Genomic DNA, 15899 nt, shown 5'->3' on the forward strand with positions numbered 1-15899 from the left:
GCACCTTTGTTGTCTTCCATGAGGTTTGCAAGGTACAATGTAAGAAGAGTCCAGAATGACTGTCAGGAAAAAATAAAGTGTCTCCCATATGTTTTTTAATAGGAGGTCGTTATGAAAAATCTCATTGCAGCAGGATTTCTATTTGTTGGCGGTGCTATATTAATGATTGTAACGGAAATGGGACGGATCGTGCCTTTTCTAGGCGCGGCCTGTGCATTGATCGGAGCAGGATTGTTGTTATATTTTGTTTTTAGTAATAACGGAAAGTATGATTGAAGATACCTTTTTTGGTTTGTATAGATATTTTTTAGCCTCGTGCCTTTGAGTAGGACGGGGCTTTTATATTTTAAAATTTCTTCAATAACGAATATACAGGATTTATGAATTAGATGAAAATTATATATTTAAAGAAAGGGGTTGCAATTAATTCTGACTGCGGTTACAATCATTTTGTAATTATTAATTACTCATCAATATACAAAAAAATGTATATTCAATTAGGAGGATTTATTATGAAAAAAATTGTAGTAGGTGGACAAATTGATAAGCCAGAAGTAAAAGAACTGGTTGAAAAATTTGGAGATGGGCAGTATGAAATTGATGTTAAAAGTGATTTGGAAGCGGCGATGGCAGTAAAAAATGGTCAAGCAGATTTTTATGTTGGAGCATGCAATACTGGTGGCGGTGGGGCATTAGCTATGGCGTTAGCTTTATTGGGGCATGATAACTGTGTAACTGTTTCGATGCCAGGAAAAGTAATGCCAGAAGAAGAAATCCGCGAAAATGTTCGTTCAGGAAAAAAAGCTTTTGGATTTACAGCACAGCATAAAGAAACTGTAGTTCCAATTATTATGGATGAATTGAAGAAACTATAGAAAGACATTGGAGGAAAGAAGATGGATTCGTCAAAAATTATAGAATTAATTGCTATAGCATTACTGGGTGGTCTATGTGCGGTATTAGCGAATAAAGGAATTGCTGTTTTCAATGATGGGCTTCGTCCGATTGTACCTGAATTTTTAGAGGGTAAAATTGGAAAGAAAGAAATTGCAGCGACTAGTTTTGCATTAAGTTTTGGTTTAGTTATTGGATTTGGAATACCAGTTTCAATTGGGGCCTCAATTCTTTTAGTTCATAGTGTTTTATTAATGACTGATATTATTGGTTCGTGGGCGCCAGAAGGAAAAACTGGTATGATTATAGCAGCATGTGTGGGGGCTTTATACGGGGTCGGCTTAGTATTGGGACTTCAAGCCGTAGTTGACCTATTCGCTATGATGCCAATAAACTTCATGGATTCACTTTCGCAAGTAGGTTCACCAGTTGTTATTGGTTTTAGTATTTTTCCTGCGATTGCGATTGCTAGCCAACATGGTTTCAAAAAAGGAGCAATTTCATTTAGTGCGACACTCTTAACATTGTTTATCGTAAAGAGGTTTGGTACATTTGATTTGGGAAATGGTGCGACATTGACATTGAGTGCTGAGGGAATGTCATTACTTGTAGGAATGATCTTTATGATCGTCTACGCGATTCAAGTAAAAAGTGATGGCAGTAATTCAAATGAAAGTCTTGTCAGTGTGTTTTTAGAACGTGTGAACCGTATTAAGAAAAACTGGATTTGGTTATCAATCACTGGGGGCTAGTAGCAGCATCTACAAGCTTAATGATTATTGCTGGAGATCCAATTTCTCTTAGTTTATTATCAGAAGGGAAAATGAGTGAAGCAGCATTGGCAGCTTTTGCTAGAGGAATCGGATTCATTCCATTAGTGTTCTCGACAGCAATTGTAACAGGTGTTTATAGTCCTGCTGGAACAACGTTTGTTTTTGTCGCGGGTATATTATTACACGGAAATCCTATCGTAGCATTCATCGTAGGTGCAGTATTGATGTTTGTTGAAGTACAGCTTTTGAGCTTAATGGCAAAAGCTTTAGACAAATTCCCTGGGATTCGTGAGATGGGTGAGCACATTCGCACAGCGATGAATAAGGTTTTAGAGGTTGCGTTGTTAATTGGTGGAGCAATGGCCTCAGAACAAATTGCACCAGGAATTGGCTACTTTTGGGTCATTGGTTTGATGCTGTTAAATAGAAAAGCAAAGAAACCTGTTGTTGAATTAGCGGTTGGACCAATTGCAGCAATTAGCTTAGGGGTAATTGTAAATCTCCTTTATTTAGTTGGATTATTTGTTCCAGTTGTCGCAAAATAGGAGGAAGTAAGATAAATGTTACTTGATGGAATTACTTACATGCATGAGCATACAACGATTGATCTTTCTCGTTTAAAAAATATAGATGATACAAACTTGAATTGTTTTGATGAAACTGTTTCAGAATACAAAAAATTGTATATTAAAGGTGTCCGTAATATTCTTGATGTGACTAATATGGATATGAGGAGAAATCCAGAATATGTTCAAAAAGTTGCTGATTTATCAGGCATAAATGTGGTTCAAGCTACTGGGTTTTATCAAGACAAATTTCTTCCAGAATTTGTAACAAATGCAACCATTGATGAATTAGCAGAGTTCATGGTTAATGAAATCGAGAATGGAATTGCTGAAACGTCAATTAAAGCTCAAATTATCGGAGAGATAGGAACAAGTAAAAATATAATGACAGAGCGTGAGAGCAAAGTCTTCACGGCTTCTGTTATCGCTCAAAGTCAAACTGGAGTGCCAATCACGACACACACTACTTTGGGAACTTATGGACACGAACAAGTCGATTTTTTTAAAAAGCAGAATGCAAATTTAGAAAAAATCGTCATAGGACATGTTGACTTGACAGGAAATGTTGATTACATCTTGCATATGTTAGACCAAGGAGTGTATGTTGAATTTGATACAGTTGGTAAGGAGAATTATCAACCTGATTTATTAAGAGCAAAAATGTTAAAAGAAATTGAAAAAAGAGGATACGACGATAAGGTTTTTCTTTCAATGGATATTACACGAAAATCTAACTTAGAGTATAAGGGTGGAATAGGTTACTCCTATCTGTTAGATAAATTTGTACCATTAGCACTTGAAAACGGTGTCTCGGAGCAGTTCATTCAAAAGATGCTACGTCATAATCCACAAATATTTATGAATTAGGAGTGATATTATGGAAGCATTTCCCTTGAAAAGTTTATCCATCGACGAAGCAATGAAACTGCAATTTAAATTAGTAGAAGCCATAACGAATCATTTTTCTGGGGATGAAATTTTGACCCGAGGAGATCTCGGAGTTGTGAAAGAGTTAAATCAGCCAAGAACCACTAATAAAGTGGAAAAAGTATTAGCAGAGTTCTTTAGTGCTGAAGCTGCGATGCTCGTAAGAGGTTCAGGAACAAATGCCATTAGATTGGCTTTGCATGCAGTTGTTGGAACTGGGAGGACATTATTGGTTCACGATGCTCCTGTATATCCAACAACCCAAGTTTCTATTGATATGCTGGGAATAAATACAGTATATGCAGATTTTAATGAGCTTGACAGTATTTCTAAAGTTTTAAAAGAAAATAAAATTGATGGTGTATTGATTCAGGTAACCCGACAAAAAATTAGTGACTCTTATGATCTAAATACTTTGATCTCTCATATTCATTCTATTGATGAAAACATTTCAATTGTGACAGATGACAATTATTCTGCTTTAAAAACAGAAGGAATCGGGTCACAATTTGGTGCGACGTTAGCCTGCTTTTCAACCTTTAAATTATTGGGTCCAGAAGGAATAGGCTGCATAATTGGTGAAAAAAAACCAATTGAACGCTTGAAAATAGAGAATTATTCAGGTGGTGGACAAGTTCAAGGCCATGAATCTATCGATGTATTAAGAGGAATGATTTATGCACCCGTATCTCTTGCAATTTCAGCAACAGTTAGTGAAGAAATTAGTGACAGAATTAATAACCGTGAAGTTAATGGACTGGAAGAGGCATTCATTGTAAACGCACAATCCAAAGTTGTTGTAGTGAAGCTGACTAAGCCAAATGCGAAGAAAGTAATTGAAGCAGCAACCAAATTTGGCGCATTACCGAATCCTGTGGGTGCTGAATCAAAATATGAATTTGCACCGTTAGTTTACAGGGTTTCTGGAACGTTTAGAAAAGCGGATCCTACTGCAGAAGATACAATGATTCGTATCAATCCCAATAGAGCGGGAGCAGATACAATTATCAATATTTTGAAAAAGGCAATGACTAGTATTTAAAGAATGAGGAGTTTATATGGGAGAAGAATTTTTAAAGAAAAAAGGAATTGTTGTAAACTACCTAGCCTCCGATTTACTACAGAAAAAAAAGGGAGACAGGGTTTTGAGTGTTTCGGAATATCAAAGAAAATTTGAAGTTGCGCGAGGAACCGTACAAAATGCTTGGACTTTTTTAAAAGAAATAGAAGCAATTAAAGTAAAAAGTCATGGACATTTGGGAACGTTTATTGAGGAGATTGATTACAGTATTTTACAAGAATATGCGTTATCAGACACAATTCTCGGAACGATGACATTGCCTTATTCGAGACTTTATGAAGGTCTAGCTACTGGCATTTATGAAGTATTTAAAGAAAATAACATTAAACTGAATCTGGCGTATATTCGAGGATCTAAAGAGCGCGTACGATCAATCGCAAATAAAACTTACCGATTTGCAGTTGTGTCTAAATTCGCAGCAGAGCAAGCAATTTCTAATGGAGAGCCAATAGATGTGACTTTAAATTTTGGAAAACATTCTTACTTAAGTGAGCACGTCTTGCTTTTTCGAGATAAGGATCAAAAGAAAATCGAGAAGGACATGAAAATCGCCATTGATTATAGCTCAATTGACCAGCAAATGCTGACAAAAACAATCATCAAGGATGAACAAGTAAAATACGTAGAGATGCAAGGACACCAGATTATTTCTTCTCTTCAAAATGGACAAATAGATGCTGGTATTTGGAACTTTGATGAGATACGAGATAAAAATCATCAAGGGCTCTATCATGTTCCGCTAACTGAGAGTGAAATGGAACAGAATATGAGTACATCAGTCATAATTACTCATAAAGAAGATACTTCAATGAGAGCGTTCTTTCAAAAAAGTGTAGACAAAGAAAAAATCCTATCTATCCAAAAGAATGTGTGTGACGGAAAATTGATTCCTCAATACTAATTTTTTAATTTAAATTTCACCCATATAATGAACAAACCAGTTTAATTTATAAAACATTACAGTCAACCTTTAAAAATTTATAGAATACTCTATTAGTAATCAGGGGGAACATCATGATTCATGAAAAATTAACTATATTACTGACCTCAGACATTATCGATCAAGAAACACATGATTACGTCTTGAGTGTTTTAAATTATCTACTTCAAAATGACATTATCGAAGAAGAAAAAAAGGCTGATGTCTTTTTGACTCATCTTGCGATGGCGGATATGCGCAGAAAAAAAAGTGAGTCTATAAACGATTTAGAATCTTTTATCCGTTCAGAAATTGAAGCGGATGCAAAATTTCTTCACTCAAAAGAATTATGGCAAGACCTTCAAAAAATGACATCTGATAAGAAGTTTGATGACGCGGAATTAGATTATTTTTATCTCCATATAATCAATATGTTAAGGGAGGAATAAGATGTTTTTAGATGTCACTGCCCGACGAAATCCAAAATTGATTAAAGCTGCAGTTGAACTCCATCGAAAAGGGCTCGTTCTTCCTGATACCTATATATTAGATATAGATATGATTGAAAGTAATACATTAAGTCTAGTTCGTGATGCGGAGAAACATGGAATTCAGTTGTTTTATATGACCAAACAATTTGGGCGAAATCCATATATTGCACAAAAAATCCATGATGCAGGCATAGAAAAGGCTGTTGTTGTCGACTTCAAGGAAGCGTTAATCATGATGGAACAAGGGCTGCCACTTGGAAATGTAGGACATTTAGTACAAATCCCGCAGCATCTTCTGAAAAGAATTATGCTATATGGAACTGAGTACATTACGATCTATTCTCTTGAATCATTACAACAAATTATCAATATTGCGAAAGAGCAGAATATAAAGCAGAAGGTTTTAGTAAAGGTAATTGAAAAGAACGATCAAATATATGATGGTCAATTTGGTGGCTTTCATTTAAATGAGTTACCTAGAATTGCTCAATTATCGAACCAAACTGATTTGATTGAAATCGCTGGTGTGACTTCTTTTCCATGTTTCCTATTTGATGGGGAATCGAAATTAATACCTACAAAAAATGTAGAGACAATCAAAAAGGCAAAACAAATATTTAAAGAATGTAGTATTGAGCTTTCGGAAATAAATATTCCTTCAGCCACTTGCCATGAAACGATCCCGCTAATAAAAGAAATTGGCGGGACGCAAGGTGAACCAGGGCATGCATTAACAGGAACAACACCATTGCATGCAAAAATGGATTTACCTGAACTACCTGCGATGGTTTATGTGAGTGAAATCTCGCATAATTTGGATGGACGAGCTTATTTTTATGGTGGTGGCTACTATCGAAGAGGACATTTTGGTTCTGCAATGATAGATTGTGGTGATTCTTTAGTTACAGATTCAGTGGAACCATTTAGTAATGATAATATTGATTACTATCTTTCAACTTCGAATGAACATACAGTAGGATCGACGGTAATAGCAGCTTTTCGGACTCAAATATTTGTTACGAGAAGTGATGTGGCGGTTGTATCCGGTATTCAAAAAGGTACTCCTAAAATAGAAGGAATTTATGACAGTCTAGGAAATTTGATTAGAAGGTGAAACAATGGGAAGATTTGTCGTAATTGTATTAGATAGTTTTGGCGTTGGGGCGATGGGAGATGTAAGTGAAGTTCGTCCTAGAGATGTCGGAAGTAGCACAGCGGGTCATATTATACAGGAGAATGAAGCGATACATCTTCCGACTCTTGAAAAATTAGGATTAATGAATGCTCTTGGATATGAAATTGGAAGGCATAAATTTTCAAAAGAAGCGAATTATGGCACAAGTGATTTGGCTCATTATGGAGCAGATTCCTTTTTAGGGCACCAAGAAATTATGGGAACTACGCCGAAAGTTCCATTAATTCAACCTTTCAACCAGAAGATTGATGAAGTTGAAGAAAATCTTGTAAGGCATGGATACAGAGTAAGAAGGGTAGGAGAAAAAGGAACACAGATTTTAGTGGTCAATGAATTGGCAACTGTAGGAGATAATTTGGAGACGGATTATGGACAAGTATACAACGTTTCCGCTTGCCTAGACCTTATTAGTTTTGAAAAACTGGCACAATTGGGTCATGTTGTTCGCGAAGTTGTTCAGGTATCAAGAGTTATTACTTTCGGAGGCCAGCAAGTTACTTTGGCAGACCTGTTAAAAGCAATTAAAATAAAAAATAATGAAATTGCTGGGGTAGATGCACCTGAATCGGGTGTTTATAATCACGGATATCAAGTTGTCCATCTGGGTTATGGTATAGACAAAAATGTACAAACACCAACAATTTTAGATAAAGCGGAAATTCAAGTTTCTTTTCTTGGAAAAGTCGCTGACATTATTCAAACTGAAAGCAAAAGATTGTTTCCAGGGGTGGATTCAGACAAACTCTTTGACGATCTTATACAAGAAGTCAAAGCAATTGAGAATGGTTTTATCGCGTTGAATATCCAAGAGACGGATTTAGCAGGACATGCTGAAGATGTAAAAAGATATTCAGATAGACTTGAGTTAAGTGATCGGCGAATCAAAGAGTTACTTCCATACTTGAGTGAGGGTGACATTCTGATTGTAATGGCAGATCATGGAAATGACCCGACGATTGGCCATAGCAATCATACGAGAGAGAAAGTACCTTTATTGATATATAGTCCTGGAATTAAGGGAAGATATATTGGTGAACGAGAAACTCTAGCTGATGTGGGAGCTTCAGTGGCAGAATATTTCCATGTGAACAAACCCCAAAATGGTACCTCATTTTTAAAGAAATTGATACTTAATTAGTTTAAGGACTCGGTCTGATGAGGAAGATCTTCTAGACCGAGTTTTTTTTGGAGGAATAGAGATGGTCGTAAAAAGACTGCAACAATATTCAAGGATGACCAGTATGGCTATGGGGAATTTTTATCACTCTGTTATCACGGCTTATCCAAATTGTATTACTAAAATAAATTCTGAGAACGATTACTTTGTCGGTGTGAAACAAACCTCAGTAGTTTCAGAACCGTTCATATCATTTTTAGAACAAAATGGATTTCATTTACATACAGTGGATAAGGCGAGTCATAAAGGGCGAGGCATTGATATAGATCTTAAAAACCCGATTACAGGAAATGTGATGACTGGTTCTTCTAGTGGTACTGCTATAAACGTTTTTTTAGGTATCAATGATATTGGTATTGGCACAGATGGTGGAGGCTCTGTTTTATCACCTGCCTCCGCTTTAAATTTAATTGGATTTATCCATCCCAAAATAGGTGAAGGACAAATTGATTTTAAAAGTTATGTAAAAAAATCAACAGACAATATTTCGTTTACACCATCTATTGGCTTTATCAGTAGGGAAATCGATCTGATAAAAAAAATTTTTTCGTTATTTATTGACGAAGAGTTTTATGATAAAGAGTTAACGATTGTTGTTGATGACGAGATTGATGATAACAAATGGAAACACTGGGAAAAATATAAAAATATAGAACCGGTAAATCTAGAATATAAGTATCAATATTCTAGAGAAGATTTAGTTTTATCTTTAGAAAATCTCTTTTCTGATGCAGATTTAGTTATTTCGAAAGAGGGTCCGATTGATGTTTATGGAATTGGTGAGACAATTTTTGGACATTTCGATGAACACAGCAAGGAAATTCAAATTCAAGGTAAAAAAGGCTTTGTTCGGGTGGTGAACATGTGTAACGCTATTGGATTGATTGTTCCTAGTACAGAACTTTCAACCGGTTATTTAATTATAGGGAGAATAAATAGTAAAGTCGAAAGAGCAATGTTTGAGATAGCTGAACTATTAATAGCCAAAGAAGATTTATTATTGAAAAATTATTTTTTAGATCATAGTTCATTTTTTGAAGGTGGATATAATCCATAAAGGATTCTAGTAATATGTCGTAGTTTCACTTTCTCTGATCACCCATCAAACTGTGGCGCAAAAAATAATTTTTTATTTTCCCTTGACTTTCAAATTTTATGGGAGTACTCTAGCAACAATCAATTGAATAACAAAACGCAATGATAAGGATAGGATTCCATCAGGAGATACTTTCAGAGAATGAAGCCTTGGCTGTGAGCTTCTAGTAGAAATTTTGGCGTTACTCCCTTAGAGAAATCAGCAAAAGACTGGTCGCGTGATATACGTTATAATATCGCAATGAGCTGAGAAAATATTTCTGTGAAATTTTCTTGGGAACATGGGTGGTAACACGTTAATCGAACACGTCCCTTTTTTAGGGGACGTGTTTTTTTATATAGTTTTTTATAAAAGAGAGAATGGAGTTGAACAAGTATGTCAAACAATGAAGTTGAAGTCGTATTTCCAAATGGAAGCAAGAAAATGGTGGTGGCAGGCACTACATTGCACGAAGTAGCGAAAGAAATGAATGCAGAGGCAGTGATTGGGAGTATCGACGGTACGTTGTTGGACTTGTTTTCACCCATTGACCATCCCAGCCATGTTTCGTTTTATGGAAAAGACAGTCAAGAGGGCCTAGCTGCAATGCGCAGAAGTATCGGTTTGGTTTTTAGCGGAGCGATAAAGAAACGTTATAAAAAAGCGGTTATTTCCGAAATAAAGCTAGATGAGCACGGCTTTTTTGTCGATATGCGTTTGGATCAGTCATTGAGTATTTTAACATTTAAAGAAATCGAGCAAGACATGAAGGCTCTTCAAAAAAATAACAATCAGATCAGTAAGGAAATTGTTTCGGTCAAGGAAGCGAAAGCGATTTTCAAAGACAACGATCTACAATTAGAGCTGCTAGAGGCGCTTCCTGAAGAGGATCGCGGATGTATTTATCAATTTGGCGAGGGGATCACTTTTTCAAAAGAACCGTTTGCTTTGGATGTGAAGCCTATTAAGAATTTCAAATTGTTAAAGGTTTCTGGTGCGTATTGGCAAGGAAATTCAGACAATGAGATGCTTCAGCGGGTGAATGGCGTTGTTTTTTCTTCAAAGGATGATCTGGCGGCGTATCTGGCTTTCTTAGAGGAATCAGAAAAGCGCAGTCATCAAAAACTGGGCAAAGAATTGAAGTTGTTTATGTTTTCTGAAGAAGCACCGGGAATGCCTTTTTACCTATCAAACGGGCAAACAGTTCGTAACGAACTAGAAAAATTCTTGCGGGAATTGCAAACGAGATATGACTACGATGAAGTAAAAACGCCCTTGATCATGAATGAACGGTTGTGGCGACGTTCAGGGCATTGGGATCATTATAAAGATAACATGTACTTTACAAAGGTGGATGATCAGGACTATGCGTTGAAGCCCATGAACTGTCCGGGACACTGCATGATTTATAAAGATGATGTTCGCTCGTACCGGGATTTACCGATTCGAATGGCTGAATTTGGTCAGGTCCATCGGCATGAATTCAGTGGCGCGTTAAACGGGCTGCTTCGGGTTCGGACTTTTTGCCAAGATGATGCGCATATTTTCGTTAGTCCCGATCAAATCGAGGCAGAAATTACGTTGGCATTAAAAATCATCGATGAGGTGTACAAAGTGTTTGGCTTTGAATATTCGGTGGAATTGTCTACGCGGCCAGATGATTTTATGGGCGAAATTGCGATGTGGGACAAGGCGGAAAATTCATTGAAAGAAGTATTAGACAGCCTCGGTTATAACTACGCGATCAATGAAGGGGACGGCGCGTTTTATGGCCCTAAAATCGACATTCATATCAAGGATGCCCTCAATCGCAGCCATCAATGCGCGACTGTTCAACTGGATTTTCAAATGCCGGAAAAATTTGATCTAAGCTTTATTGATCAAAACAATGAAAAACAGCGTCCTGTGATGATTCATCGTGCAGTATTTGGGTCGTTAGATCGTTTCTTTGGTATTTTGATCGAACATTATGCCGGTGCGTTCCCTGTTTGGTTGGCACCGAAGCAAGTAGAATTGCTCTCAGTCGCAGAGAAGCATAACGACTATGTGGATGTTCTTTATCAAGAGTTCCAAGAAAACGGCATTCGCGTGTCGAAGGATGTCCGCAATGAAAAATTAGGCAAAAAGATCCGCGAAGCCGAATTAAGAAAAGCACCGTATAGTTTAGTTATCGGGGATCACGAAATGAATGGCGCCGAATTTGCTGTTCGAAAACGCGGATCTCAAGAAATCCAAAAAATGGATAAGCAAGCCTTCGTTGAAATGGTAAAAAAACAAATCGCTGAGAAAAATCATAGCTTTTAAAGTATTTGACCTTTGGTAATGCTGGGTCAGAAAGTGATTATTTTTTAAAAAATAACTAAAACATGAAAAAGTTGACGGGAACGCTCTTTGAGTTCGCGTCAACTTTTTTGTGTGTTTGAATCACTCTTGATTTTTTGAAAAGGTTAAGTATCTTTGGGCATTTAAAACCACTAAATTCGTTTTGTTTTTTGTGCACTTTGAACAGTGTATAGTGTCTGGAAAACCCTTACGATAGGAATGAAAGCGTGTGTCCAGACAATCAAAATAAAAGAGAAAAAGGTGAAAGAGATGAAAGTAATAAAGACGGAGCTGCATCAATTAATCAAAGATAAGATTCATCAAGCGGGATTACCGGAGGAGCAGGCGGAGATCGTTAGCGACGTACTGACTTTTGCTGACGCAAGGGGAATTCACTCGCACGGAGCGATGCGTGTCGAATATTATTCAGAACGAATCGCCAAAGGGGGAATCACACAAAATCCGGCGTTTCATTTTTCAAAAACGGGTCCAAGCTGCGGGATTTTTGAAGGTGATAATGGTTCGGGTTTTGTAGCAGCGGAAAAAGCAATGGATCAAGCAATCGAGATTGCTAAGGAAACAGGGATTGCTGTGATCGGTATTAGAAATATTTCTCATAGTGGCGCTTTGGCGTATTATGTCGAACGGGCCGCGGAAAATGATATGGTTGCGGTATCGGTTTGCCAATCCGATCCTATGGTGGTGCCTTTCGGCGGGAGCGAGCCTTTCTTTGGAACCAATCCGATCGCGTTTGCGGCACCAAGCAACGACGAACGAATCATTACTTTTGATATGGCAACGACGGTTCAGGCGTGGGGGAAAATTTTACACGCGCGTTCTCGTAAAGAATCGATCCCGGATACGTGGGCGGTGGATGAACAAGGGAATCCGACGACAGATTCGACGAAGGTCAATGCTTTAGTCCCGATTGCAGGAGCAAAGGGCTATGGGTTGATGATGATGGTGGATGTCTTATCCGGGGTGCTATTAGGCGTTCCGTTTGGGAAACATGTGTCCTCGATGTATCATGATCTTTCAAAAGGAAGAGAACTAGGGCAGTTGCATATTGTCATAAATCCAGAATTTTTTGTTGGGTTGGAACCATTTAAGCAGACGATTTCTACGATGCTGGATGAGCTGAAAACTGTCGCGCCCAGCGCAGGCTTCAAAGAAGTAAATTATCCTGGGGAACGTGGAAGAATGCGGGAGAAAAATTACGAGGAAAACGGTATTGAAATCGTTGATGACATTTATGAATACTTAACGAGTGACGCGATTCATTACGATCGGTACGATCACAAAAACAAGTTCGCTGAATAAGAGATTGCCTCAAATTTCCAGCGATTTCTTTGCGGATTGAGGGAGAGTCACTTTATCAGGAATGAAACCAAAACGTTCCAATTCTACTATTATATAGGTAGTAGAATTGGAACGTTTTTTTATCTGACTAAGTAGTTTTAAATAGCCATGCTCTCAATTTTTGGTACACATCGTCAGCAATCGGATTTTTTTCCCGATCAAAATCATGTTCTGCCACGTGTAGTTCCAGAAATTCACTGTTGGACACAGCCTTCGACAATTCACGGGATGAAGCAATCGGGACATCAGGATCATCCGTGCAATGGACGATAAAAGTTGGAGGAAAGTGTGTCAATTGCGTCGTGCTGAGGGACAGCTCTTCGGTAAGTGGTCCCAGATAACTCAGCCAATTCCCATATTGTCGCGCGGAAAGGTAGAGAGGAAATCTTTTTTCTAGCGGCTGATCCGCTACGGGATGGTCCTGAATCAATTGCTGCGCTTCTAATGGGGAAACTTTTGGAAAACGGTGATAGTACGTATTGGGTAAAGTAAATGCTGGATGTTCAAAATGATGGTATCCGTAAAAACGGATCAGGCCCAGTTGGTGTTCATAATTGTTGGCAGTTAAAATAGAAGCTAAGTAACCGCCTGCAGAGCGTCCAAATAGGAAAAAATCCGGTTCCGATAAATCAAGTGTCGTTTGGAAATGTGCTAAAAACCATGTGACCGCGTCTTCTAAGCAATGAATAATTTCCCTCAACGGTGTTTCCGGTGCAAGAGGATAATCAAAGGCCAAGACATTGAAGCCATTTTCCAGAAAAAGATCCAGATACGTTTGGGGCAGATCGTCACGACTGCCAAAAAGAAACCCCCCGCCATGCAAATACAGAAGTGTCGCATTCTTCGGATGAGGATTCTTTGTTTGATAAAAGGACGCCTTCAAGGAAAGCGAAGCCTCAATGGTGTAAATGAGTGGTTGAGTAGGCATAAAATCCCTTCTTTCTGTATCAATTATAGAAAACATTTTAAAAGATTTAACAGCACTTTAGCACAAAATGATACAGATTTTTGTAACTTTTGAACAATGATGTTAGCAGTATTAGCGTTTACAATTGAATTAACAACTGAAGGAGGTTCATGAAATGACTTTAGAAAAGCGTTTAGATAAGAATATCCACGAATTGTCACAAATAGGTAGTGATCCAACAGGCGGTATGACACGGTTGCTCTATTCAGATTCGTGGTTAGAGGCGCAGAAGTTTGTTGAAGGAAAAATGCAGGAAATTGGACTAGAAACGTCCTACGACGCGATCGGAAATTTATTTGGACGTGTTGATGGTACAAAATACCCAGAGGAAACGATTCTTTCTGGCTCCCATATTGATACCGTTGTCAATGGCGGTACGTTAGATGGGCAATTTGGCGTAATGGCCGCTTATCTTGCTGTTCAGCATTTATTGGAAACTTATGGTCAGCCTCTGCGTTCCTTAGAGGTCATTTCTATGGCAGAAGAAGAGGGCAGTCGTTTTCCTACAGTCTTTTGGGGAAGTAAAAACTTTGTAGGTGAAGCCTCCAGAGAACAGGTGGAAGCCATCGCCGATTCTGAAGGATTGAAATTTATAGATGAAATGCGTCGTCAAGGGTTTGACTTTGCGGATGACGCGAAGAAACGGCGGGAGGATATCAAAGCGTTTGTTGAGATCCACATTGAACAAGGAAATGTTTTAGAAAATGAAAAACTGCAAATCGGTGTCGTGAACAATATCGCGGGCCAGAAGCGTTATACCTTTGTTTTAAAGGGTGAGGCCAACCATGCTGGAACAACACCGATGGGCTATCGTCGTGACGCTGTGTACGGATTCTCAAAAATTTGTTCAGAAATTATCGATCGTGCCTTTGCAGAAGGGGATCCTCTCGTGGTTACTTTCGGCAAGGTCGAGCCTAAACCAAATACAGTAAATGTCGTGCCAGGCGAAGTCCTATTTACGATGGATTGCCGTCATACGGACGTGGATGCGTTAAGCAAATTCACGAAAGAGGCAGAAGCGTACATGAAAGAAGTCGCAAAAGAGCTGGACTTGGAATTAGATATCGACCTTTGGATGGATGAAACGCCAGTTCCAATGGATGAAGCAGTTGTTGCCGTTGTCGAAGAAGCAGCAAAAGCGAAAGAAAAGAGCTATAAAGTGATGCACAGTGGTGCAGGCCATGATTCTCAAGTGATTGCGCCGCATTATCCGACAGCAATGATTTTTGTGCCAAGCATCAAAGGAATCAGCCATAATCCAGCAGAAGCGACAGATTTGGCAGACTTGCTTGCCGGAGTTGAAGTACTGGCGCAAGCATTATATGAATTGGCATACAAAGAGTAGGGAAGAGGAAAAAAGATGGGGTACAAGAATAACAATACTGGCTATATCGAAGGGTTATTAGAATCAAGAGCAGTGATCAAGAAAAATAATTATGCAGTTCTTCCTCACGACGGATTGGTAAACAATGTGATCCCGGGATTTGAGAATTGCGATTGTTCTATATTGGGGTCAACAAAACTTGGTGCAAGCTTTGTTGATTACATCATGACATTCCATAAAGAAGGAAAAAATGAACGCGGCTTTGGCGGAGAAGGCATCGAAACGTTGGTCTACGTGATTGACGGCAAGCTGACAGTCAGCGACAGCAAGGAAAGTCATACGGTCGCTTCGGGCGGTTATGTGTATTTACCCGCAGGAGAAAAAATGTTTTTAGCAAATGCACAAGAGGAAGACACCGAGTTCTTCCTATATAAGAAACGCTATCAACCATTAGAGGGCTACAGCGCTCATAAAGTCGTCGGGAACGTGAATGAAATGGAACCGATAGAATATGAAGGCATGAAAGATGTGTTACTTTGGGATTTTCTGCCGAAGGATCTTGGCTTCGATATGAATTTCCATATCCTGTCGTTTGAACCAGGAGCTAGTCATGGGTATATCGAGACCCATTATCAAGAACATGGAGCGTACCTGCTCTCTGGAAAAGGAATGTACAACTTGGATAATGACTGGCTGCCTGTTGAAAAAGGCGACTACATTTTCATGAGTGCTTATGTTCATCAGGCAGCGTATGCTGTTGGGCGGAAAGAGCCTTTAAAATATGTCTATTCGAAGGACTGCAATCGTGATCCTGAAATTTAAATAAAGG

General features: G+C 38.4%; 14 protein-coding genes and 1 pseudogene. 14 read left to right on the plus strand and 1 reads right to left on the minus strand.

The window, feature by feature from the left end:
* Nucleotides 1–111 precede the first annotated feature (111 nt).
* From A5868_RS19105 to allD, 12 genes and pseudogenes are all read left to right on the plus strand, one after another.
* Complete coding sequence (locus A5868_RS19105; RefSeq protein ID WP_176281357.1) at nt 112–276, plus strand: hypothetical protein; 165 nt, start codon at nt 112–114, stop codon at nt 274–276.
* A 236-nt stretch (nt 277–512) separates the two neighbouring features.
* On the plus strand, nt 513–875 hold the full coding sequence (locus A5868_RS14690; RefSeq protein WP_086304474.1) for a DUF2620 domain-containing protein: 363 nt from the start codon (nt 513–515) through the stop codon (nt 873–875).
* Nucleotides 876–896: 21 nt separating this feature from the next.
* A pseudogene (locus A5868_RS14695) lies at nt 897–2212 on the plus strand (YhfT family protein).
* Nucleotides 2213–2227: 15 nt separating this feature from the next.
* The gene (locus A5868_RS14700) at nt 2228–3100 is read left to right on the plus strand and encodes a phosphotriesterase family protein (protein WP_086304475.1); all 873 of its coding nucleotides are present in this window, start codon (nt 2228–2230) and stop codon (nt 3098–3100) included.
* Nucleotides 3101–3110: 10 nt separating this feature from the next.
* A complete protein-coding gene (locus A5868_RS14705) occupies nt 3111–4202 on the plus strand; it encodes an aminotransferase class V-fold PLP-dependent enzyme (protein ID WP_086304476.1) in 1092 nt (363 codons plus the stop codon).
* A gap of 16 nt (nt 4203–4218) precedes the next feature.
* Complete coding sequence (yhfZ, locus tag A5868_RS14710) at nt 4219–5142, plus strand: GntR family transcriptional regulator YhfZ (protein WP_086304477.1); 924 nt, start codon at nt 4219–4221, stop codon at nt 5140–5142.
* A gap of 113 nt (nt 5143–5255) precedes the next feature.
* Nucleotides 5256–5609: a hypothetical protein gene (locus A5868_RS14715; RefSeq protein WP_086305389.1), complete on the plus strand. Its 354-nt coding sequence runs from the start codon at nt 5256–5258 to the stop codon at nt 5607–5609.
* A 1-nt stretch (nt 5610) separates the two neighbouring features.
* Nucleotides 5611–6765 carry a YhfX family PLP-dependent enzyme gene (locus tag A5868_RS14720; RefSeq protein WP_086305390.1) on the plus strand — a complete coding sequence of 385 codons (1155 nt, stop codon included), beginning with the start codon at nt 5611–5613 and terminating at the stop codon, nt 6763–6765.
* A gap of 4 nt (nt 6766–6769) precedes the next feature.
* Entirely contained in the window at nt 6770–7984 is a 1215-nt protein-coding gene (locus A5868_RS14725) for a phosphopentomutase (protein WP_086305391.1), read from the plus strand.
* 61 nt (nt 7985–8045) lie between these two features.
* Nucleotides 8046–9080, plus strand: a complete 1035-nt coding sequence (locus A5868_RS14730; protein ID WP_087654174.1) for an amidase family protein — start codon at nt 8046–8048, stop codon at nt 9078–9080.
* A gap of 414 nt (nt 9081–9494) precedes the next feature.
* Nucleotides 9495–11402: a threonine--tRNA ligase gene (thrS, locus tag A5868_RS14735; protein ID WP_086304478.1), complete on the plus strand. Its 1908-nt coding sequence runs from the start codon at nt 9495–9497 to the stop codon at nt 11400–11402.
* Between the two features lie 288 nt (nt 11403–11690).
* Nucleotides 11691–12740, plus strand: a complete 1050-nt coding sequence (allD, locus tag A5868_RS14740) for an ureidoglycolate dehydrogenase (RefSeq protein WP_086305393.1) — start codon at nt 11691–11693, stop codon at nt 12738–12740.
* 127 nt (nt 12741–12867) lie between these two features.
* On the opposite strand, the gene A5868_RS14745 is transcribed toward allD, so the two are convergent.
* On the minus strand, nt 12868–13707 hold the full coding sequence (locus tag A5868_RS14745; RefSeq protein WP_176281325.1) for an alpha/beta hydrolase: 840 nt from the start codon (nt 13705–13707) through the stop codon (nt 12868–12870).
* A 154-nt stretch (nt 13708–13861) separates the two neighbouring features.
* On the opposite strand from A5868_RS14745, the gene allC reads away from it, so the two are divergent.
* Both allC and allE read left to right on the plus strand, forming a co-directional pair.
* Nucleotides 13862–15091: an allantoate deiminase gene (allC, locus tag A5868_RS14750; protein ID WP_086304480.1), complete on the plus strand. Its 1230-nt coding sequence runs from the start codon at nt 13862–13864 to the stop codon at nt 15089–15091.
* A gap of 15 nt (nt 15092–15106) precedes the next feature.
* Complete coding sequence (allE, locus tag A5868_RS14755) at nt 15107–15892, plus strand: (S)-ureidoglycine aminohydrolase (RefSeq protein WP_086304481.1); 786 nt, start codon at nt 15107–15109, stop codon at nt 15890–15892.
* The last annotated feature ends 7 nt before the right edge of the window (nt 15893–15899 follow it).

Origin of the sequence: Enterococcus sp. 12F9_DIV0723, from assembly GCF_002174375.1 — a bacterium.
In the GTDB taxonomy this organism is placed as follows: domain Bacteria; phylum Bacillota; class Bacilli; order Lactobacillales; family Enterococcaceae; genus Enterococcus_A; species Enterococcus_A gilvus.

Excerpts from the sequence above, each read along its gene's own strand:
- A5868_RS19105 (WP_176281357.1), top strand. The coding sequence starts at position 112 with ATGAAAAATCTCATTGCAGCAGGATTTCTATTTGTTGGCGGTGCTATA.
- A5868_RS14690 (WP_086304474.1), top strand. The coding sequence starts at position 513 with ATGAAAAAAATTGTAGTAGGTGGACAAATTGATAAGCCAGAAGTAAAA.
- A5868_RS14700 (WP_086304475.1), top strand. The coding sequence starts at position 2,228 with ATGTTACTTGATGGAATTACTTACATGCATGAGCATACAACGATTGAT.
- A5868_RS14705 (WP_086304476.1), top strand. The coding sequence starts at position 3,111 with ATGGAAGCATTTCCCTTGAAAAGTTTATCCATCGACGAAGCAATGAAA.
- yhfZ (WP_086304477.1), top strand. The coding sequence starts at position 4,219 with ATGGGAGAAGAATTTTTAAAGAAAAAAGGAATTGTTGTAAACTACCTA.
- A5868_RS14715 (WP_086305389.1), top strand. The coding sequence starts at position 5,256 with ATGATTCATGAAAAATTAACTATATTACTGACCTCAGACATTATCGAT.
- A5868_RS14720 (WP_086305390.1), top strand. The coding sequence starts at position 5,611 with ATGTTTTTAGATGTCACTGCCCGACGAAATCCAAAATTGATTAAAGCT.
- A5868_RS14725 (WP_086305391.1), top strand. The coding sequence starts at position 6,770 with ATGGGAAGATTTGTCGTAATTGTATTAGATAGTTTTGGCGTTGGGGCG.
- A5868_RS14730 (WP_087654174.1), top strand. The coding sequence starts at position 8,046 with ATGGTCGTAAAAAGACTGCAACAATATTCAAGGATGACCAGTATGGCT.
- thrS (WP_086304478.1), top strand. The coding sequence starts at position 9,495 with ATGTCAAACAATGAAGTTGAAGTCGTATTTCCAAATGGAAGCAAGAAA.
- allD (WP_086305393.1), top strand. The coding sequence starts at position 11,691 with ATGAAAGTAATAAAGACGGAGCTGCATCAATTAATCAAAGATAAGATT.
- A5868_RS14745 (WP_176281325.1), bottom strand. The coding sequence starts at position 13,707 with ATGCCTACTCAACCACTCATTTACACCATTGAGGCTTCGCTTTCCTTG.
- allC (WP_086304480.1), top strand. The coding sequence starts at position 13,862 with ATGACTTTAGAAAAGCGTTTAGATAAGAATATCCACGAATTGTCACAA.
- allE (WP_086304481.1), top strand. The coding sequence starts at position 15,107 with ATGGGGTACAAGAATAACAATACTGGCTATATCGAAGGGTTATTAGAA.